Origin of the sequence: Streptomyces sp. WY228, from assembly GCF_019287315.1 — a bacterium.
GTDB lineage: Bacteria > Actinomycetota > Actinomycetes > Streptomycetales > Streptomycetaceae > Streptomyces > Streptomyces caviscabies.
In genome coordinates this window covers 6,803,392-6,821,690 of the sequence record NZ_CP079114.1, presented here as the reverse complement: position 1 = coordinate 6,821,690, position 18,299 = coordinate 6,803,392, and the positions used below count along the sequence as shown (strand labels likewise).

Sequence of the window (18,299 nt, the reverse complement as noted above, 5' to 3'; positions counted from 1 at the left end):
GGTACGTAGGAATCCATGACGCCCTCCGCCACGTACCGGCTTCAGCTCCAGCCCGACTTTCCGTTCGCCGCCGCCGAGAAGGCCGTGCCGTACCTCGCCGAGCTCGGCGTCTCGCACCTCCACCTCTCGCCCGTGCTGGAGGCGGTCCCCGGCTCCCGGCACGGCTACGACGTGGTCGACCACAGCCGGGTCCGGGCGGAGCTGGGCGGTGAGGAGGGGCTGCGGTCGCTCGCCTCGGCCGCCCGGGAGCACGGGCTCGGCCTGGTCCTGGACATCGTGCCCAACCACATGGCGGCCTCGCCCCGGCACAACCGCCGGCTGTGGGAGGTGCTGCGCGAGGGCCCGGCCTCCCCGTCCGCCCGTTGGTTCGACATCGACTGGGCGGCGGGCGGCGACCGGGTCCTGCTGCCGGTGCTCGCCGGGCCGCTCGGCCGGGAGCTGGAGCACCTGGCCGTGGACGCCGACCGGGAGGTACTGCGCTACCACGAGCTGGAGTTCCCGTTGCGCGCCGGTACGGCGGGCCTTGCGCTGCCGGAGCTGCTGGACGCCCAGCACTACCGGCTCGGCTGGTGGCGGCTGGCCCGCACCGAGCTGAACTACCGGCGCTTCTTCACCGTCCCGGAGCTGATCGGGGTGCGCGTCGAGCATCCGGAGGTCTTCGACGCCACGCACGCCAAGGTCATCGAACTGCTCCGCGACGGAGTGCTGGACGGGCTGCGCATCGACCATCCGGACGGTCTCGCCGCGCCCGCCGCCTATCTGGAACGGCTGAACGAGGCCACCGGCGGCCGCTGGACGGTGGTGGAGAAGATCCTCACCGGCGACGAGCGCCTCCCGGCGGACTGGGCGGTCGCGGGCACCACCGGGTACGACGCGCTGCGCCGGATCGACGGGCTGTTCACCGATCCGTCCGGCGCGGCGGAGCTGCTCGCCCGCTACCGGGAGTTCGCGGGCCCGCCCGGCGACCGGGGCGGCGACTGGACGGCCACGGTGCGCCGGGCCGCGTACCGGGTGGTGACCCATGAGCTGGCCGCCGAGACGGCCTGGCTGACCCGGCAGGCCACCGGGATCTGCGACCGGGATCCCGCACTGCGCGACCACGCGCCGTGGGCGCTGCGGACGGCGGTGCGGGAGCTGCTGGTACGGGTGCCGGTCTACCGCCCGTACGTCACGGCGGGCGAGCCGCCGACCGGGATCGCCCGGGAGACGCTGACCGACGAGGCGGTACGGGAGGCCAAGGCGGTGTTCTCCGTGCCGGAGGAGGCGGCGGCCGTCGACGTCGTACGGGATCTGGCGCTCGGGCTGCTCGGTGGCGGAGAGCAACAGGCAGCGTTCTGCGCCCGGTTCGCCCAGACCGCTTCCGCGCTGCACGCCAAGTCGGTGGAGGACACGGCGTTCTACCGGTACGTCCCGCTGACCTCGGCCACCGAGGTGGGCGGGGACCCGGGGCGGCCGGCGGTGTCGCCGGAGGAATTCCACGCCTTCGCCGCCCGGACCGCCCGCGACCGGCCGGCCACCGGCACGGTCCTGACCACGCACGACACCAAGCGCAGCGCGGACGTCCGGGCCCGGATCGCGGTGCTGACCCAGTGCCCCGAGCGGTGGGCGGCGCTGGTGGCGCAGCTGACGGCGGCGACCGCCGTCGCGGCCCCGGATACACAACTGGCCTGGGCCGCCTGGCAGTCGGCGTACGGCTGCGCGGAGCTGCCGGCCGATGAGCTGTTCGAGCGGCTGGAGCCGGCCCTGCTGAAGGCGGTGCGCGAGGCGGGCCTGTTCACCAGCTGGACGGAGCCGGATCCGGCGTACGAGCGGGCGGTGTCGGAGTTCGTCGCCGCCGGTCCGGGCGACGGGTCGGGCGTGGCCCGGACGCTGATCGCCGAGTTCGCGGACGCGCTCGCCCCGCATGTGCGGGCCCAGGTGCTGGGGGCGGCGCTGGTGCATCTGACGATGCCGGGGGTGCCGGATCTCTACCAGGGCACGGAGAGCGAGTACCTGGCCCTGGTCGACCCGGACAACCGGCGGCCGTTCCGGCGGCCCGAGGTACCGGACGAGAAGCAGGCGCTGACGGCCCTCGCGCTGGGGCTGCGGCGCGAACTGCCGGACGTGTTCGGCGCCTCGGGTACGTACGCGCCGCTGGCGGCCGACGGCCCGGCCGCCTCCCATCTGCACGCGTTCCACCGGTCCGGCGAGGTGGTCACGGCGGTGACGCGGCTGTCGCTGCGGCTGGCCGAGGGCGGCGGCTGGCGGGACACGGTGCTGGAGCTGCCCGCCGACGGGCCCTGGCGGGATCTGCTGTCGGCCACACCCGGCCGGGAGTTCCCGGGCGGCGCGGTGGCGGCGGCGGAGCTGTTCGCCGAGCGGCCGGTGGCGCTGCTGCGGCGGGTGCGGGACTGACGGCCACCGGGGGTCATGGCCCCGGCGGTCAGGACGGGCGTACGAGCAGGGTGCGCGGGCCCCGGGTCAGCAGGCCGCCCGCCGCCGGGCGGAAGCCCTCGGCCCAGCGGATGCCGGGCATCGCCGTCAGCAGGGCGCGCAGACCGTGTTCGGCCTCCAGCCGGCCGAGGAGGGCGGCGGGGCAGCCGGCCGGGCCGATGAGCAGCGGGTCGGCGTCGGTGCGCAGCGGGTCGAACCGGTCGGGTGCGCCGAACCGGGCCGGGTCGCGGCCGGCCGCGCCGATGAGGCAGGCGACGGGCGCGTCGGCGGGGAGCGTGCCGCCGCTGACGGTCACCTCGGTACGGGTGCGGCGCAGCACGATCTGGACGGGCGGATCGCGGCGCAGCGTCTCGGTCCAGGCCCGCCCCAGCAGCGTCCCGGGCCCCGCTCCGGTGCCGGGTCCGGCCGTCGCGGCGGCCAGCAGGTCGGGGTCGTCCAGCATGTTCGCCAGGAACGAGGCGAGTGCGTGTTCGCGCAGTGCGGTGGGCCCGGTGCAGTCGTCGGCCGCCCCGCCGGTCCGCCGCTGGTGGGCGTGGCGGGGCAGCGTGCTCAGGTCCGGGTAGGAGAGCCCGGCCGCCGCCGCGGCGGCCCCGGCGGGCAGCCACCGGCAGAAGTCGGCGACCAGGTCCGCCCGCTCGCGGCCGGCGATCCGGCGGGCCAGGACGTACGCGGTCCGCTCGACGGCGGGTGCGGCGGCGCTCCACGGCACGGTGGACGGACCGCAGACCAGGCTGCCCCGGCAGAGGCCGAGCGGGACGGGGGCCCGGCCGCGCGGGGCGCCGTCGTGCGGGTAGCCGGTGAACCGGGGGTCGGTGAGGGCCTGGGCCACGTCCATGTAGCGGCTCAGCAGCCAGGCGCCTAGGCCAGGGTCGTAGCCGAGGGGGTAGTCGGTGCGCAGCAGGCGGTAGAGGCGCAGCCGGTACGGATCCGTCGTGGCCCCCGGCGTCAGCAGTCCCGGCCGGCCGCCCGCGAGCCGGTGCGGACGGCGGGCGGCGGGCAGGGATTCGGGGCGTTCGACAGACATCTCGCACCCCCTGGAATTCGGTGCGCCGGCTACCGGCGCGCGTTCTCCCAGGGGACCACCGCCGGGTGCGCGCCGCAGTCGGCGTACGCCCGTTCGGGTGAGGCGGCGGTGGGGTGCGGCGGGCGTATCCCGGTGACCGGCAGGGTGGCGAGCAGTTCGGTGAAGGCGGCCGCCGCCCCGGTCAGGGGGACGCGGGAGAAGACGGCGAGGGCGCGCAGCCAGGGCGGGTCGACGCTCAGGACCGCGCAGTCCTCGCCGAGAGCGCCCCGGACGGTGTGGCCGGGTGCGGTGGAGACGCCGACCCCGGCCGCCGCCATCCGGATCGCGGTCGAGGTGTGCTCGGTCCGCACGGCCGTACGCGGTTCGAAGCCCGCCGCGCCGCAGATGCCGTCGAGGAAGGGGCGGCCGTCGACGACCGGTTCCATCGCGCACCGCACCCAGGCCCGGTCGGCGAGCTCGTGCAGGGCGACCGAGGAGCGCCCGGCCAGCGGGTCGTCGAACGGCACGACAAGCACGATCTCCTCCTCGCCCACCGGGACGAGGGGCCCGCTCCACCGCTCCGGGACCGGCCCCAGGGCGAGGTCGGCGATGCCGCGTTCCACCTGGTCCGCCAGGGCGTCGGCGCTGGCGTACTCGTGGAGGACCAGGCAGACGCCCGGATGGGCGCGCCGCCAGTGCGCGAAGACGTCGGGCAGGACGCCGACGGCCACCGAGTGCACGGTGGCGATGTGCAGTTCGCCGCCCTGCGCCCCGGCGGCCGCGCGGGCGGCACGGCGGGCCTGGGCGGCGCTGCGGACGGAGCGTTCGGCGTGCGGGAGGAAGGCCCGGCCCATCGGGGTGAGCAGGACGCCGCGCGGCAGCCGCTCCAACAGCTCGCCGCCGACCGCCCGTTCCAGCGCCTTGATCTGGTGGGAGAGGGCGGGCTGGGTGACATGGAGGCGTTCGGCGGCACGCGTGAAGGAGGACTCCTCGACCACCGCGACGAAGTACTCCATCTGACGCAGGCTCATGAACCGCACCTCCTCATGGACTTCACCGGCCACCACGTCCACGTCCCATGAACGTTGTGCATCGACTTCACACGCATTCTGCCTTGGACGCATGACCGGGCCCCGGGCCAGGGTGGAGCCATGACGCGGACGAACACGGAGCAGGCGACGGATGTACTGGTGATCGGCGGCGGCACGGGGGGCTACTCCACGGCGTTGCGGGCCGCCGCCCTGGGGCTGAAGGTCGTGCTCGCCGAGCGGGACGCGATCGGCGGCACCTGTCTGCACCGCGGCTGCATCCCGAGCAAGGCGATGCTGCACGCGGCCGAGCTGGTCGACGGGATCGCCGAGGCCCGGGAGCGGTGGGGGGTGAAGGCGACGCTCGACTCGGTGGACTGGCCCGCCCTGGTCGCGACCCGGGACGACATCGTCGCCCGTAACCACCGGGGGGTCGAGGCGCAACTCGCCCGGGCCGGCGTGGAGGTGGTGCGGGGCAGTGCCGAGCTGACGGGCCCGCGCTCGGCCCGGATCGGCGGGTACGGAGAGGTCGTGGCCCGGCGGGGCGTGGTGCTGGCGACCGGTTCGCGGCCGCGGATGCTGCCGGGGCAGGCGGTGGACGGGCGGCGGGTGGTGACGAGCGACGACGCCCTGGACGCACCGGGGCTGCCCGGGTCGGTGCTGGTGGTCGGCGGCGGGGCGATCGGTGTCGAGTACGCCTCGTTGCACCGGTCGATGGGGGCCGAGGTCACATTGGTGGAGGCCGCCGACCGGCTGGTGCCGCTGGAGGACGCGGAGGTGTCGCGGCATCTGCTGCGGGGGCTCAGGAAGCGGGGCATCCGGGTGGAGGCGGGCGCGCGGCTGCTGGAGTGGGCGGTGGTGGACGAGGGGGTGCGGGCCGTCGTGCGGACCGCCCGGGGCGAGAGCCTCACGGTGGCGGCCGAGCGGCTGCTGGTCGCGGTCGGCCGGGAGCCGGTGACCGAGGGCCTGGGGCTCGCGGCGGCGGGGCTGACGACGGACGGGCGGGGCCATGTGGTGCCGGCCGACTGGTCGCGGCTTGAGACCGCGGTGCCGGGCGTCCACGTGGTGGGCGACCTGCTGCCGCCGCCCTCCCCGGGCCTGGCCCACGCCTCGTTCGCCGAGGGGCTGTTGGTCGCGGAGACGCTGGCCGGGCTGCGTACCGTCCCGGTCGACTACGCCGCCGTTCCCCGGGTCACGTACTCCTCGCCGCAGACCGCGGCGGTGGGGCTGACCGAGGCGCAGGCCCGGGACGCGGGGCACGACGTGGTGGTGAACACCCTGCCGCTGACCGCCGTGGCCAAGGGCATGGTGCACGGCCGGGGCGGCATGGTGAAGGTGGTCGCCGAGCGGGCGGGCCGGGTGCTGGGCGTCCATCTGGTCGGCCCGCAGGTCTCGGAGATGATCGCGGAGAGCCAGCTGGTGGTCGGCTGGGACGCGGAGCCCGCCGATGTGGCCCAGCACATCCACGCCCATCCGACGCTCTCCGAGGCGGTGGGCGAGGTGTTCCTGACGTTGGCCGGACGCGGGCTGCACCAGCAGCACTGACGCCCCGGCCGGGCACGGGCCCGGGCGTCCCGGCGCGGGGTCAGCCGGGCGGGAGGCCGGGACCCTGCGGCGGGCGGTCGGAGCCCTGCTCCGGGCGGCCGGGCCCGTTCGACGGGGGTTCGGGGGCGGGCGGCGGGAGCTGGGGCGGAGCGGCGGCGGACGGCCGGGGCGCGTGCGGTGGCAGTTCGGGCGCGCGGGCGGCGGACGGCCGGGCCTCGGGCGGGCGGGGGGCCGGGGCGGTGAGGCGGAAGCTCATCCGGCCGAAGCTCACCTGGTCGCCGTCGCGCACCGGAATGGAGCCGACGAGCCGCTGGCCGTTGACGCAGGTGCCGTTGGTGGAGCCGAGGTCGCGCAGCACCCAGCGGCCGTTCTGCGCGGAGAGTTCGGCGTGCAGCCGGGAGACCGTCTCGTGGTTGAGGCGCAGTCCGTTCGCCGGGTCGCGGCCGATGAGCAGCGGATACGGGCCGGGCGCGGGGAGCAGCAGCTTGGGGAGCCGCTCGGTCTGCCAGGCGCGGCGCAGCCGCCCGGGGAAGGCGGAGATTCCGCCGACCGCCCGGACCAGGCCCTGGGACCAGCGGCCGCCGCCGTCCAGGTCGGAGGTGAGGGCCGCCAGCTCCTCGGGGCGGCGGGCGACGAGGGCGAGCTCCATGCGCCGCATGAAGGTGTCGTGCGACAGCTTGCCCTGGGCGGCACCCTCTCTGAGCAGGCCGAGAACACGGTCGCGCTGGGCGTCCGACAGCCGCGCGGGACTCGTGTGGAACTCGAAGGAGGATGTCACGTGGACGATTGTCGGGCCGAGGGGCCCGAGGTGTCCAGACGAGACCGTGTTTCCTCCCGCGCTGACCTGCGCCGCTTTCTCACGGGACGGCCGCCGGGCCCCTTGCTAGGGTCTGCCGCGCACCCACCACGAGGAGACCGTGTGCCCCCTGCGCCATCCCGCCTGACGATCCGCCCGCTGTCCGGGCCCGGCGAACTCGACCTGTTCCGCCGCCTTTCGTACGTTCTCGACCATGAGCTGGCCGACGACCTCGCCACCGGACGCCGCCTCCCGGAGTGGATGTGGGTCGCCCTGGACGGCGGGCGGGTCGTCGCCAGGGCCGCCTGGTGGACGAACGCGCCGGGCGGCGAGCCGCTGGCGCTGGACTTCTTCGACCTGGACGACGCGCTGCCCGCCCCGGAGCGGATCGAGATCGGCGTCCGGCTGCTGGAGAGGGCGACGGAGGCCGTGGTTCCGGCCGGGGCGCAGCGGCCGGAGTACGGGCGGTTCGTACCGCCGGACTGGCGCGAGGACCCGGTGGCCCGGGAGGCCGTCGGGGCCCGGATCGCGGCGGTGGAGGCGACCGGCGCGCGGATGCTGGTGGAGCGGCTGCGGCTGGAGTGGCGGGCCGGTACGCCGGTGCCCGGGGACTCCGGCCGGCTGGTGTTCCGTCCGGTCACCGGCCGGGAGGATCTGCTGGCGCTGATGACGCCGGTGATGGAGGGCACTCTCGACGCCCATGGGCAGGAGGACCTGGCGTCCGGGCTCGACGCCCGCGCGGCGGCCGAGAAGCACTACGACGAGGAATTGGCGGGGTACTCGACCCCGATGGCCTGGTGGCGGATCGCCGAACTGCCCACCGGCGAGCCGGTCGGCTTCGTGATCCCGGCCCGCAACAACTACCACCCGATCATCGCGTACATCGGGGTGCTGCCCGCCCGGCGCGGCCACGGGTACATCGACGATCTCCTCGCCGAGGGCACCCGGGTGCTGGCGGCCGAGGGCGTGGACCGGATCCGGGCGGCGACCGATCTCGGCAACGTACCGATGGCGAAGTCCTTCGATCGGCTCGGGTACGTCACCTTCGAGCGGGCGTTCAACATGGTGTGGGACGCGGAGAAGAGCGAGGAACGCACCGGATGAACGCGTGGTCGGCGTTGGCGGCGGACGAACCGGTGGTCGTCACGGTGCTGGGCGTGCTCGTCGCGCTCCTGGTGCTTCTGGTCTTCGGCGGGCTGGCGATGGTCGTCTTCGTCAGCCCGCGCAAGCACCGTACGCCCGAGGACCGGAGGCGGGCCCGCGAGCGGAAGGCCGCCCACCGTCGGCAGGCCGCGCTCCGCAAGCGCCGCGAGGCGTTGCGGCGCCGGAGCCGCGACCGGGAGTGAGGGGCCCCGGGCACGCCCGGAAGAAGGGTCACGGATTCGCGCCGGAAACGCGGTGGACGGCGGTATCGGCGTCGGCTACGGTCTGTCTCGACATCCGACGCCCGTCGTGGAAGGAGGCGAGAGATATGCGCGGGAACAGCCGCACCACCATCCGCAGTACATCTTTCTCGCGCTCCCGTCCCGTCCGCCGGGCGGTGTCGGACCTCGTCTGACCGGGAGCGCGGCATTCCGTCCCGGAGGACACCTTCATGACCGATCCGGTCATCCGCGCGCTCACGCCGAGCGACGCCGCACTCTTCACCACGTTCCAGGACAGCCCCTTCGTCGGCCGGGCCGCCTTCGGCCACGCATACACCTCGACCGCCGACGGCGGCGAGTACCGCCCCGACTGGTCGTGGGTCGCCCTGCGCGGGGACACCGTCATCGCCAGGGCCGCCTGGTGGGGCGGGCCCGGGGACACCGAGCCCGTCGTGCTCAACTGGTTCGACTTCGCGGACGGGGAGGCTCAGGCGGGCGCCGAACTCCTGCGCCGCGCCCCGTTCGACAAGGAGTACGAGCTGATCGCGCCCGCCGGATGGCGGGACGACCCGGCGGCGCGGGCCGCCGTCGAGGAGCGGGTCGCCGCCGCGACGGCGGCCGGGATGAAGCCGCTGGTCGAGCGCTACCGCTACCGCTGGACCCCCGGCTGCCCGCTCCCCGAGCGGACGGGCCGGCTCACCTACCGCCCGGAGCCGGACGACGAGGTCATCCTCGATGTGCTGCGCCGGGTGCACTCGGCGACGCTGGACGCCCACGCCCGCAAGGCCATCGAGGGCCCCGGCGGCCTGGAGGCGGCGGCGCGCGAGGAGTTGGATTTCTTCCACTGGTGCCCCTCGCCGAGGGAGTGGTGGCGGCTCGCGTACACCCCGGACGGGGAGGTCGCGGGCATCCAGATTCCGGCGCACAACCCGTCGGGGCCCTGCGTCGGCTTCATCGGGGTCGTGCCCGAGGCGCGCGGGCACGGCTACGGCTACGACCTGCTGGTGGAGTGCACGCGCTTCCTGGTCGAGCAGGGCGCCGAGTTCGTCGCGGGGGCGACGGACCAGGGGAACGCGCCGATGGCCGCCGCGTTCGCCCGCGCCGGGTACCCCGTCATCCAGGAGTGGGTCCATCTGGCGTGAGGGCCCCGGCCTCCTCGGCCAGCCACTCCAGGCGCAGGCGCTGCTCGGCGGGGATCGTCGCGTCCTCGCCGCGCGGCCCCACGTTGAGCAGCACGTTCCCGCCGTCGGCCGCCGTGTCCCGGACCAGTGAGGTCAGCGCCTCGCGGCCGATGAAGGAGTCCGGCCCCGAGGCCCGGTTGTAGCCGAAGCTGTGGTCGACGCCCCGGGTGATCTCGTACGGGTCGGAGCCCTCGTAGCGGGCGTACTCCGGGGTGCGGAAGTCGAAGACGGGCGGTGTGCGCGGGACGAAGCCCTCGCCCTGCGCCACCGTCCGGCGGTCCCACCAGTTGTACAGCGCCTTGGCGCCCGGCAGGTTCAGGCCCCGCCAGTGCGGTGCGTACGGCAGCAGACGGTCGTTGACGACGCCGTGCGGCACGGTGAAGCGGTAGAAGTCGACCAGCGAGCGGACCTCGGCGGCGGAGGCGGGCCAGGCGATGTCGTTCCAGAGGATGTCGGGGCGGTAGCGGCGGATCAGCTCGCGCAGCTGCGCGTCGGCGTACGCCGGGTAGGCGCCGCGCGGGACCGCGGAGAACATGGCGGCGGCGGTGCCGATGGGCCGGTCGTCGAAGGTCCAGTCGAGTCCACCGGAGTAGTAGACGCCGAAGCGCAGGCCCTCGGCCCGTACGGCTTCGGCGAACTCGCCGACCACGTCCCGGGTGGTGTGCCAGCCGGAGCGGTGCGGGTTCTCCGTCTCGGAGGGCCAGAGGCAGAACCCGTCGTGGTGCTTGGTGACCAGGACCGCGTATCCGGCGCCCGCCTCGCGGAAGGAGCGCGCCCAGGCGGCCGGGTCCCAGCCGGCGAGCCCGTCCTCGAAGTCGTGGCCGAAGTCGGTGTAGGGGCGCTTCCCGTAGGTGGCGCGGTGGTGGGCGGAGACCGGGGAGCCGGGGAAGCGGAGGGAGTTCTCGTACCACTCCGCGTACGAGGTCCAGCCCAGCGGAGCGCGCCGGCCCGCCGCCGGGAGTTCGGCGGCGGGGACGTAGGGCGGGGCCCAGCCGGGTACGGATGCGGGTGTCCAGTGAACGAAGATCCCCAGCCGGGCCCGGGACCACCATGAAGCGACCATGGCGGGAAGTATTGATCACTCGGGGGGTGCCGCGTAAGCCCCCTCGACCGCCGGGTTCCGCTTCTGTGTCTTCTGTGCGCGGATCAGGTCGCGGTACCAGGCGTACGAGGCCTTCGGCGTACGGGTCAGCGTCTCGTAGTCGATGTGGACGAGGCCGAACCGCTGCGAGGCGCCCTCCGTCCACTCGACGTTGTCGGTGAGCGACCAGGTGAAGTAGCCGCGTACGTCGACCCCGGCGTCCATCGCCGAGCGCAGGGCGGTGAGGTGGCTCTCCAGGTAGGCGATGCGGCGGTCGTCGGCGTGCGGTTCCTCCAGGGCGCAGCCGTTCTCGGTGATGTAGAGCGGCGGGAGGCGGTCGCCGTAGCGGGTGTGCAGCGTGGTGACGATCTCGGTGAGGCCCTCGGGGACGACGGGCCAGCCGAAGCCGGTCTTCTCGTACCCCTCGATCTCCCGTATCCCGAAGGGGAGTTCGGCGGGCATGGCGAAGCCGGAGAAGGTGTCCAGGGCTTCGGGCCGGGGCGCTCCCACGAGGGTCGGGTTGTAGTAGTTGACGCCGTACCAGTCGAGCGGGGTGGAGATGACCTTCAGGTCGTCGGCGACCGGGCCCGGCATCAGGGCGGCGAGGCCCTCGTCCGGGTAGCGGCCGGTGAGGACCGGGTCGGCGAAGAGCCAGTTGGTGAGCGTGTCGTACAGCTCCGCGCCGAAGCGGTCCTCGTCGGTGTCCCCGGCCGTCCAGACCGGGGCGTGCGAGAAGGCGGCCCCGATGTTGTCCGCCCCCACCGCGCGCAGGGCGCGGACCGCGAGGCCGTGGGCGAGGAGCTGGTGGTGGGCGGCGGGCAGGGCGTCGAAGAGCAGGGTGCGGCCCGGGGCGTGCTCGCCGAGCGCGTAGCCGAGCATGGTGACCTCGGCGGGCTCGTTGATCGTGATCCACATGGGGACGCGGTCGGCGAGGCGTTCGGCGACGATGCCCGCGTACTCGGCGAAGCGGTGGGCGGTGTCCCGGTCGAGCCAGCCGCCCGCCTCCTCCAGCGGGAGCGGGGTGTCCCAGTGGTAGAGGGTGGGGGCGGGGGTGATGCCGTGGGCGCAGAGCTCGTCGACGAGCCGGTCGTAGAAGTCGAGCCCGTCGGCGTTGACGGCTCCGCTGCCGCCGGGCACCACACGGGGCCAGCTGACGGAGAACCGGAAGGCGTCGGCGCCGAGCCCGGCCAGCAGGGCGACGTCCTCGCGGTAGCGGGCGTGGAAGCCGGTGCCCCGGGTGGTGTCGGTGCCGTCCTTGATCCGGCCGGGCCGGGCGGCGAAGGCGTCCCAGCCGGAGGGGCCCTTGCCGTCCGCGTCCACCGCCCCCTCGGTCTGGAAGGCGGAGGCGGAGGCTCCCCAGAGGAAGCCGGGCGGGAACATCGGCAGGGTCATCGCGGCCTCCAGCAGCCGTGCGTCTGAGCGGAACCGGTACGTGTCGCCAAAACCAGTACGTGTGCGCGAAATCCGTATGAGCGGGAACGCGCCGGGCAATGATCAGGACCAGACCTTAATCGCCGGTGGCGGGCGGCAACAGAGCCTGTCGCGTGGAGCGTGAAGCCCGGCCGCGGGCCGCGCGCGCCCCGCCCAGGGACGAGGAGTGGTGGATGCAGTTCGAGGTGTGGGCCCCCGAGGCGGACTCGGTCGTGCTGGAGGCGGCGGACGTCCGCTCCCCGATGGAGCGCGACGCGGGGCGCGAGGGCTGGTGGACGGCCGAGGCGGAGGCGTCCGACGGGGACCGTTACGGGTTCCGGGTGGACGACGGGCCGCTGCTGCCGGACCCCCGGTCGCGGCGTCAGCCGGACGGGCCGGACGGTCCGAGCGCGGTCGTCGACCAGGAGGCGTACGCCTGGCGCGACGGATGGGCGGGGCGGCGGCTGAACCGGGCGGTGCTGTACGAGCTGCATGTGGGGACGTACACCGCCGAGGGCACCTTCGACGCGGCGGCGGCGCGGCTGGGCCATCTGGCGGAGCTGGGCGTCACCCATGTGTCGCTGATGCCCCTCTGCCCGTTCCCGGGGGTCAACGGCTGGGGCTACGAGGGCGTCTCGCTCTGGGCGGTGCACGAGCCGTACGGCGGGCCCGAGGGGCTGAAGCGCTTTGTCGACACGGCGCACGGGCTGGGGCTCGGGGTGGTCCTGGACGTCGTCCACAACCACCTGGGCCCGTCCGGCAACCACCTGCCCGCCTTCGGCCCGTACTTCACCGACACCCACCACACCCCGTGGGGCGCGGCGGTCAATCTGGACGCGCCGGGCTCCGACGAGGTGCGGGCGTTCCTGCTGGGCAGCGCGCTGGCCTGGCTGCGCGACTACCGGCTGGACGGGCTGCGGCTGGACGCGGTGCACGCGCTGGCCGACACCCGGGCGCTGACCTTCCTGGAGGAGCTGGCGGCGGCGGTGGACGCGCTGGCGGTGGAGCTGGGGCGGCCGCTCGGGCTGATCGCGGAGTCCGACCTCTGCGACCCGCGCACCACCACTCCGCGTCCGGCGGGCGGCCTCGGGCTGCACGCGCAGTGGAACGACGACTTCCACCACGCCCTGCACACCGCGCTGACCGGCGAGTCGCAGGGCTACTACGCCGACTTCGCCCGCGCCCCGCTCGCCGCCCTCGCCAAGACGGTGACGTCGGCGTTCTTCCACAACGGGACGTGGTCCAGCTTCCGGGGCCGGACCCACGGCCGCCCGGTCGACGTGTCCCGTACCCCGGCGCACCGCTTCGTCGGGTACGCGCAGACGCACGACCAGATCGGCAACCGCGCGCTCGGCGACCGGCTCGCCTCCTCCCTCTCCCCCGGGCTCCAGGCGTGCGCCGCCGCGCTCGTGCTGACCGGTCCGTTCACGCCGATGCTGTTCATGGGCGAGGAGTGGGGGGCGCGCACCCCGTGGCAGTTCTTCACCGACCACACGGACCCGGAGCTGGCCGAGGCCGTACGCAACGGCAGGCGGCGGGAGTTCGGCGCGCACGGCTGGGCCGAGGAGGAGATCCCCGACCCGCAGGACCCGGCGACCCGCGACCGCTCGGTCCTCGACTGGACCGAGCCGGAGCGCGAACCGCACGCACGGCTGCTCGCGTGGTACCGCGAACTGATCGCGCTGCGGCGGACGTTGCCCGATCTGCACGACCCCGACCTGGCGTCGGTGAAGACCGCGTTCGACGAGGACGCGCGGTGGTTCGCGTACCGCAGGGGCGATCTGCGGGTCGTGGTGAACCTGGCCGACAAGCCGGCGGCGATCCCGCTCGGTCTCGGCCGCCACCGCCGGTCCGGAGGACGGGTGCTGGCGGCCTGGGAGCCGGTGGAGGCGCCGGGGGCGGACGGGGTGCTGCGTCTGCCGCCGGAGTCCTGCGTGGTGCTCGCGGACGACTGAACTCCCGCGCCCGCGCGCCTACTCCACGACGGCCAGTTCGCGGGCGGTGGTGTTGAGCCGCCGCCCGCCGTCCCCGGTGACCGCCACGATGTCCTCGATCCGGACGCCGAAGCGGCCCGGGAGGTAGATGCCGGGCTCCACGGAGAAGCACATGCCGGGCACGAGCGGCTGCTCCTCGCCCTCGATCATGTAGGGCGGCTCGTGGGTGGTGACGCCGATGCCGTGGCCGGTGCGGTGGATGAACCGGTCGCCGTAGCCGAACTCGGTGATCACCGCGCGGGCCGCCCGGTCGATCTCCTGGCAGGCGACGCCGGGCCGGACGGCGGCGCAGCCCGCCTGCTGGGCCTCGCGGACGATGTCGTGGACCCGCTGCTCCTCGGCGGTGGGCTCGCCGACGTGGACCGTACGGGAGGTGTCGGAGCCGTAGCCGTGCTTGAGCCCGCCGAAGTCGAGGACGACCATGTCGCCGCGCTCGATGGTGCGTTCGCCCGCCTCGTGGTGCGGGTTGGCCCCGTTCGGGCCGGATCCGACGACGGTGAAGTCGACCTGGGAGTGTCCGAACTCCCGCAGCAGCGCGGCGAGATCGGTGGCCAGGTCGATCTCCCGGCGGCCGGAGAAGCGCATCTTGAGGATTTCCTCGTACGTGGCGTCGGCGGCGGCCCCGGCGGCGGCGAGCCGTTCCAGCTCGGCGGCGTCCTTCACCGCACGGAGCATCGGCAGCGCCTCGGTGAGCGCGGTGTAGGAGGTGCCGGGCAACTCCCGCTGGAGGCCCAGCAGATGCATCGCCCAGGCGTTGTCGCTGACGCCGAAGCGGCCCTCGGCGTCCAGCAGCGGGGCGGTCACCGCGTACGGGTCCTTGCCGTCGGTCCAGTCCCGCAGGGTGAGGGCGGGCGCCCCGGTGGCGGCGGCCGCGTCGGGGGCCTCCAGGGTCGGGACCACCAGGACCGGGTCCTGACCGGCCCGCAGCACCAGGAGCGTGAGGCGTTCGGTGCTCACGGGGCGGTAGCCGGTGAGGTGCACGAGGTCGGGGCCCGGCGCGACGATCACCCCGGCGAGCCCGGCCTCGGCGGCGGACTCGGCGGCCCGTGCCATCCGGGCCCGGTAGTCGTCGGCGGTGAAGGGCGCGGGCGGGACGGGCTGCTGGGCGGACGGGGTCGGGCTGGACATTCGGGGCCTCCTGGCGGTGCGACACGGCACACAGCATCCTGCCCGCCCGGCGGGGCGTACGCGACCGGCTTGCCGGTGTGTGTCGGACGCCTTGGTCGGGTGCCGGACACTGTGACCGTGTGCCGTACGCCGTGGCGCGTGCCGAGCGCCGTGGCCGTGTGCCGTACGCCGTGGCGCGTGCCGTACGCCGTGGCCGTGCGCCGGGAGCGCCCGGCGGGTCAGAGGCGCACGACCAGGTCGGCCAGGTCGCGGCCGCCCGCCACCAGCCGGGCGTTCGCCTCGTCGGAGCGGGCCACCCACTCTTCGGCGTCCGGCCGGGGCCGGCCGTGGCGCACATGGCGGTCGACGAGCCGGCGCACCCGGACCTCCGGGTCGAGGTCCAGGAACCACACCTCGTCCAGCAGCCCAAGCACCGGCGTCCACGGCCCTTCGTCGAGCAGCAGGTAGTTGCCCTCGGTGACGACGAGCGGCACGTCCGGCGGTACGGGCAGCGCACCGGCGACCGGCTCCTCCAGCGACCGGTCGAAGGCGGGCGCGTAGACCACGTGCTCCGGGTCCGGGTCGCGCAGCCGGCGCAGCAGGGCCGCGTACCCGGCCGCGTCGAAGGTGTCCGGCGCGCCCTTGCGGTCGGCGCGGCCCAGGCGGTCCAGTTCGGCGGCGGCGAGGTGGAAGCCGTCCATCGGGACGAGGGCGGCGCGTCCGTCCAGGGCCGCGACCAGCCGGTCCGCCAGAGTGGACTTGCCGGCTCCGGGCGGGCCCGCGATCCCGAGGACGCGCCGCTGTCCGGCGTCCGCGAGCGCGCGGGCCCGGTCCGTCAGGGCGGCGAGGCCGCGGTTGCTCGTACCGTCCACGATGTCCATGCGGAGCATTGTGCGGCGGCGGGACGCCCCGGCGTTAGTGTTACGTATAACCTCACCGTCGGAAGGACTCCCCCGCCATGTCCCACATCGCCCTGGTCACCCTGGTCGTCCGCGACTACGACGAGGCGCTCCCGTACTACCGCGACGCGCTCGGCTTCGAGCCGGTGGAGGACACCGACCGGGGCGACGGCACCCGCTGGGTGGTGGTGCGCCCGCGCGGGGCGGCCGCGGGCACGGGGCTGCTGCTGGCCCGGGCGAAGGACGAGGCGCAGACCGCGGCCGTCGGGGCGCAGACGGGCGGCCGGGTCGGCTTCTTCCTGCACACCGAGGACTTCGCGGCCGACCACGCGCGGATGAGCGCGGCCGGGGTGCGGTTCCTGGAGGAGCCCCGGCACGAGACGTACGGCTCGGTCGCGGTCTTCGAGGACCTGTACGGCAACCGCTGGGACCTGCTCCAGCCGGCCGCCTGAGCCCGAGGACCACCTCCTGGGCCCGGGGCTCAGTGCCCGCCCCGGCCCTCCAGGTAGGCCAGCACCGCGAGGACGCGCCGGTGCACGGTGCCGTCGTCCGGCTCCAGGCCGAGCTTGGCGAAGATCGAGCCGATGTGCTTGCTCACCGCCCTTTCGGAGACGGTGAGTTCGGCGGCGATGGTGCCGTTGGCCTTGCCCTGCGCCATGTGTTCCAGGACCTCGCGCTCGCGGGCGGTGAGACTCTGGAGCGGGCCCGCCGAGGACTTGCGGGTGAGGAGCTGGGAGACGACTTCCGGGTCGAGCGCGGTGCCGCCCGCCGCCACCCGGTCCAGCGCCTCCAGGAACTGTTCGACCCGGCCCACCCGGTCCTTGAGCAGATAGCCGATGCCCCGGGCGCCCTGGGCGAGCAGTTCGGCGGCGTACGTCTCCTCGACGTACTGCGAGAGGACCAGGATCGGCAGGTCCGGCAGTTCGGCGCGGGCGGCGAGCGCGGCCCGCAGGCCCTCGTCGCGGAAGGTGGGCGGCAGCCGTACGTCCAGGACGGCGACGTCCGGACGGTGTTCGAGCAGGGCGGGCAGGATCTCCGGGCCGGCCGCCGCGTCGGCCACCACCTCGTGTCCGGAGCTGGTGAGCAGCAGGATCAGGCCCTCGCGCAGGAGGGCGTTGTCCTCGGCGATCACGATCCGCACGGCAGCTCCACTTCGATGTCCGTCGGCCCCCCGGCGGGGCTGCTGACGCGGGTGGCGCCGTCCAGTGCGGCGACCCGCCGCCGGATGCCCACCAGCCCGCTGCCGGCGCGTTCGTCCGCGCCGCCGCGACCATCGTCGCCGATGGTCACCCGCAGCAGACCGGGGGGCCGGTCGATGCGGACCCGGGCGGCGGTGGCGCCGCTGTGCTTGCTGATGTTGGTGAGCGCCTCGGCCACCACGAAGTAGGCGGCGGCCTCGATCGCGGCGGGCAGCCGCCGGCCGTCCTCCACGGCGTCCAGGTCCGCCGTGACGGGTACGGCGACATCGGCGGCCAACGCCCGTACCGCACCGGCCAGTCCACGGTCGGTGAGCACCGGCGGGTGGATGCCGCGCACCACGTGCCGCAGCTCGGCGAGCGCGGCGTCCGCCCCGTCCTGGGCCTCGTCCAGGCGGGCCCGCGCGGCGGCCGGGTCGCGGTCGAGGAGCTGTTTGGCGAGCCCGATCCGCATCGACAGGGCGACGATCCTGGCCTGGGCCCCGTCGTGCAGATCGCGTTCGATGCGCCGCAGTTCCGCCCCGTGCGCGGCGACCGCACCGGCCCGGCTCTCGGTGAGGTGGGCGATCCGCTCGGTGAGTTCGGCGGCGGGCGGCGGGGCGAGCAGGGCCAGCGTCCAGCCCGCCGAGAGGTCGGCCAGCACCGGGTGCCAGCGCAGCGCCCAGCCCGGCCGCTCGGGCGGCTCGGTGCCGTACTCGTCGGCCCGCCGCCGGTCCACCAGTCCCACGACGGGCAGGACGATCCCGTCCACCAGCAGGGCGACGGGCCACAGGACCATCGCGAGATAGCCGAGGCCCATCCCGAAGAGCGTCTGCACGGGCAGCCAGAGCGCGAGCCGCCAGGTGGTCCGGTCGGTGAGCGTCCACCGGACCCGTTCGGACAACTCGCCGCCGGGCGGCGGCGGGTAGGAGACCGGCCGGTGTCCGGGCCCGAGCCGGGCCGCCGCCCGGCGGCTCTCCGCCCCGGCGGCCCGGCGCAGCAGCGTGGCGGCCTCCGGCAGGGCGGGCAGCCCGATGATCGCGACGGCGAACAGGAGGGCCGCCACCACCAGGAACGCGCCGAGGTAGGTCAGCAGCGCGATCCCGATGCCGAGGAAGAGGTAGCGCGAGGCGTCCCAGGAACGCCGGACGGCGAGCGTGAGAGGGGCGGACGGGGAGCTGCTCATGGCAGCCCACGGTACGGGGGCGGGCCCACCGCCGGAGGGGGGCGGGCCCCCGGCCGGGGGTGCAGCTGGCTCCACCCCCGGTCCGGTAGTGCGCACC

Annotated in this window: 16 protein-coding genes; 7 read left to right on the top strand and 9 right to left on the bottom strand. The window is 74.9% G+C overall.

Translation table 11 applies throughout. The features are described from left to right. Positions 1 to 15: 15 nt before the first annotated feature. A complete protein-coding gene (gene treY / locus KV381_RS29870) occupies positions 16 to 2,394 on the top strand; it encodes a malto-oligosyltrehalose synthase (RefSeq protein ID WP_218786753.1) in 2,379 nt (792 codons plus the stop codon). A 28-nt stretch (positions 2,395 to 2,422) separates the two neighbouring features. Here treY and KV381_RS29865 read toward each other — a convergent pair whose 3' ends face one another. Both KV381_RS29865 and KV381_RS29860 read right to left on the bottom strand, forming a co-directional pair. Beyond that, complete coding sequence (locus tag KV381_RS29865) at positions 2,423 to 3,457, bottom strand: cytochrome P450 (protein ID WP_086778447.1); 1,035 nt, start codon at positions 3,455 to 3,457, stop codon at positions 2,423 to 2,425. A 29-nt stretch (positions 3,458 to 3,486) separates the two neighbouring features. Next, positions 3,487 to 4,467 carry a LysR family transcriptional regulator gene (locus tag KV381_RS29860; RefSeq protein WP_086778448.1) on the bottom strand — a complete coding sequence of 327 codons (981 nt, stop codon included), beginning with the start codon at positions 4,465 to 4,467 and terminating at the stop codon, positions 3,487 to 3,489. A gap of 120 nt (positions 4,468 to 4,587) precedes the next feature. On the opposite strand from KV381_RS29860, the gene lpdA reads away from it, so the two are divergent. Next, positions 4,588 to 6,009, top strand: a complete 1,422-nt coding sequence (gene lpdA, locus KV381_RS29855; protein ID WP_218786752.1) for a dihydrolipoyl dehydrogenase — start codon at positions 4,588 to 4,590, stop codon at positions 6,007 to 6,009. Positions 6,010 to 6,049: 40 nt separating this feature from the next. Here lpdA and KV381_RS29850 read toward each other — a convergent pair whose 3' ends face one another. After that, positions 6,050 to 6,787 (bottom strand): DUF1707 and FHA domain-containing protein, encoded by a 738-nt coding sequence (locus KV381_RS29850; RefSeq protein WP_078611210.1) that lies wholly within the window; start codon positions 6,785 to 6,787, stop codon positions 6,050 to 6,052. A 141-nt stretch (positions 6,788 to 6,928) separates the two neighbouring features. On the opposite strand from KV381_RS29850, the gene KV381_RS29845 reads away from it, so the two are divergent. The 3 genes from KV381_RS29845 (at position 6,929) to KV381_RS29835 (ending at position 9,311) form a co-directional block, all read left to right on the top strand. After that, positions 6,929 to 7,909 carry a GNAT family N-acetyltransferase gene (locus KV381_RS29845; protein WP_218786751.1) on the top strand — a complete coding sequence of 327 codons (981 nt, stop codon included), beginning with the start codon at positions 6,929 to 6,931 and terminating at the stop codon, positions 7,907 to 7,909. After that, complete coding sequence (locus KV381_RS29840) at positions 7,906 to 8,151, top strand: hypothetical protein (RefSeq protein ID WP_050495699.1); 246 nt, start codon at positions 7,906 to 7,908, stop codon at positions 8,149 to 8,151. Before KV381_RS29845 ends, KV381_RS29840 begins: the two co-directional genes overlap by 4 nt. A gap of 248 nt (positions 8,152 to 8,399) precedes the next feature. After that, positions 8,400 to 9,311: a GNAT family N-acetyltransferase gene (locus KV381_RS29835; RefSeq protein ID WP_086778160.1), complete on the top strand. Its 912-nt coding sequence runs from the start codon at positions 8,400 to 8,402 to the stop codon at positions 9,309 to 9,311. Here the strand turns inward: KV381_RS29835 and KV381_RS29830 are convergent. Together KV381_RS29830 and KV381_RS29825 are read right to left on the bottom strand one after the other, a co-directional pair. Beyond that, the gene (locus tag KV381_RS29830) at positions 9,283 to 10,413 is read right to left on the bottom strand and encodes an alpha-L-fucosidase (protein ID WP_103538308.1); all 1,131 of its coding nucleotides are present in this window, start codon (positions 10,411 to 10,413) and stop codon (positions 9,283 to 9,285) included. The genes KV381_RS29835 and KV381_RS29830 overlap by 29 nt on opposite strands. A 15-nt stretch (positions 10,414 to 10,428) precedes the next feature. Then, on the bottom strand, positions 10,429 to 11,823 hold the full coding sequence (locus tag KV381_RS29825) for a GH1 family beta-glucosidase (RefSeq protein WP_030083775.1): 1,395 nt from the start codon (positions 11,821 to 11,823) through the stop codon (positions 10,429 to 10,431). 212 nt (positions 11,824 to 12,035) lie between these two features. Between KV381_RS29825 and treZ the strand changes: the two genes are divergently transcribed. Beyond that, the gene (gene treZ / locus KV381_RS29820) at positions 12,036 to 13,796 is read left to right on the top strand and encodes a malto-oligosyltrehalose trehalohydrolase (RefSeq protein ID WP_030083773.1); all 1,761 of its coding nucleotides are present in this window, start codon (positions 12,036 to 12,038) and stop codon (positions 13,794 to 13,796) included. An 18-nt stretch (positions 13,797 to 13,814) separates the two neighbouring features. Here treZ and KV381_RS29815 read toward each other — a convergent pair whose 3' ends face one another. Further along, complete coding sequence (locus tag KV381_RS29815) at positions 13,815 to 14,963, bottom strand: aminopeptidase P family protein (RefSeq protein ID WP_218786750.1); 1,149 nt, start codon at positions 14,961 to 14,963, stop codon at positions 13,815 to 13,817. Positions 14,964 to 15,181: 218 nt separating this feature from the next. Then, the gene (locus KV381_RS29810; protein WP_218786749.1) at positions 15,182 to 15,823 is read right to left on the bottom strand and encodes a nucleoside/nucleotide kinase family protein; all 642 of its coding nucleotides are present in this window, start codon (positions 15,821 to 15,823) and stop codon (positions 15,182 to 15,184) included. Positions 15,824 to 15,900: 77 nt separating this feature from the next. Between KV381_RS29810 and KV381_RS29805 the strand changes: the two genes are divergently transcribed. After that, positions 15,901 to 16,293 carry a VOC family protein gene (locus KV381_RS29805; RefSeq protein WP_218786748.1) on the top strand — a complete coding sequence of 131 codons (393 nt, stop codon included), beginning with the start codon at positions 15,901 to 15,903 and terminating at the stop codon, positions 16,291 to 16,293. Positions 16,294 to 16,322: 29 nt separating this feature from the next. On the opposite strand, the gene KV381_RS29800 is transcribed toward KV381_RS29805, so the two are convergent. After that, positions 16,323 to 16,982: a response regulator transcription factor gene (locus KV381_RS29800; RefSeq protein WP_086778155.1), complete on the bottom strand. Its 660-nt coding sequence runs from the start codon at positions 16,980 to 16,982 to the stop codon at positions 16,323 to 16,325. Beyond that, the gene (locus KV381_RS29795; RefSeq protein ID WP_218786746.1) at positions 16,970 to 18,202 is read right to left on the bottom strand and encodes a sensor histidine kinase; all 1,233 of its coding nucleotides are present in this window, start codon (positions 18,200 to 18,202) and stop codon (positions 16,970 to 16,972) included. Before KV381_RS29795 ends, KV381_RS29800 begins: the two co-directional genes overlap by 13 nt. Positions 18,203 to 18,299: the final 97 nt, after the last annotated feature.

Excerpts from the sequence above, each read along its gene's own strand:
- KV381_RS29865 (WP_086778447.1), bottom strand. The coding sequence starts at position 3,457 with ATGTCTGTCGAACGCCCCGAATCCCTGCCCGCCGCCCGCCGTCCGCAC.
- KV381_RS29860 (WP_086778448.1), bottom strand. The coding sequence starts at position 4,467 with ATGAGCCTGCGTCAGATGGAGTACTTCGTCGCGGTGGTCGAGGAGTCC.
- KV381_RS29840 (WP_050495699.1), top strand. The coding sequence starts at position 7,906 with ATGAACGCGTGGTCGGCGTTGGCGGCGGACGAACCGGTGGTCGTCACG.
- KV381_RS29830 (WP_103538308.1), bottom strand. The coding sequence starts at position 10,413 with ATGGTCGCTTCATGGTGGTCCCGGGCCCGGCTGGGGATCTTCGTTCAC.
- treY (WP_218786753.1), top strand. The coding sequence starts at position 16 with ATGACGCCCTCCGCCACGTACCGGCTTCAGCTCCAGCCCGACTTTCCG.
- KV381_RS29825 (WP_030083775.1), bottom strand. The coding sequence starts at position 11,823 with ATGACCCTGCCGATGTTCCCGCCCGGCTTCCTCTGGGGAGCCTCCGCC.
- KV381_RS29815 (WP_218786750.1), bottom strand. The coding sequence starts at position 14,963 with ATGTCCAGCCCGACCCCGTCCGCCCAGCAGCCCGTCCCGCCCGCGCCC.
- KV381_RS29835 (WP_086778160.1), top strand. The coding sequence starts at position 8,400 with ATGACCGATCCGGTCATCCGCGCGCTCACGCCGAGCGACGCCGCACTC.
- KV381_RS29795 (WP_218786746.1), bottom strand. The coding sequence starts at position 18,202 with ATGAGCAGCTCCCCGTCCGCCCCTCTCACGCTCGCCGTCCGGCGTTCC.
- lpdA (WP_218786752.1), top strand. The coding sequence starts at position 4,588 with ATGACGCGGACGAACACGGAGCAGGCGACGGATGTACTGGTGATCGGC.
- treZ (WP_030083773.1), top strand. The coding sequence starts at position 12,036 with ATGCAGTTCGAGGTGTGGGCCCCCGAGGCGGACTCGGTCGTGCTGGAG.
- KV381_RS29805 (WP_218786748.1), top strand. The coding sequence starts at position 15,901 with ATGTCCCACATCGCCCTGGTCACCCTGGTCGTCCGCGACTACGACGAG.
- KV381_RS29810 (WP_218786749.1), bottom strand. The coding sequence starts at position 15,823 with ATGGACATCGTGGACGGTACGAGCAACCGCGGCCTCGCCGCCCTGACG.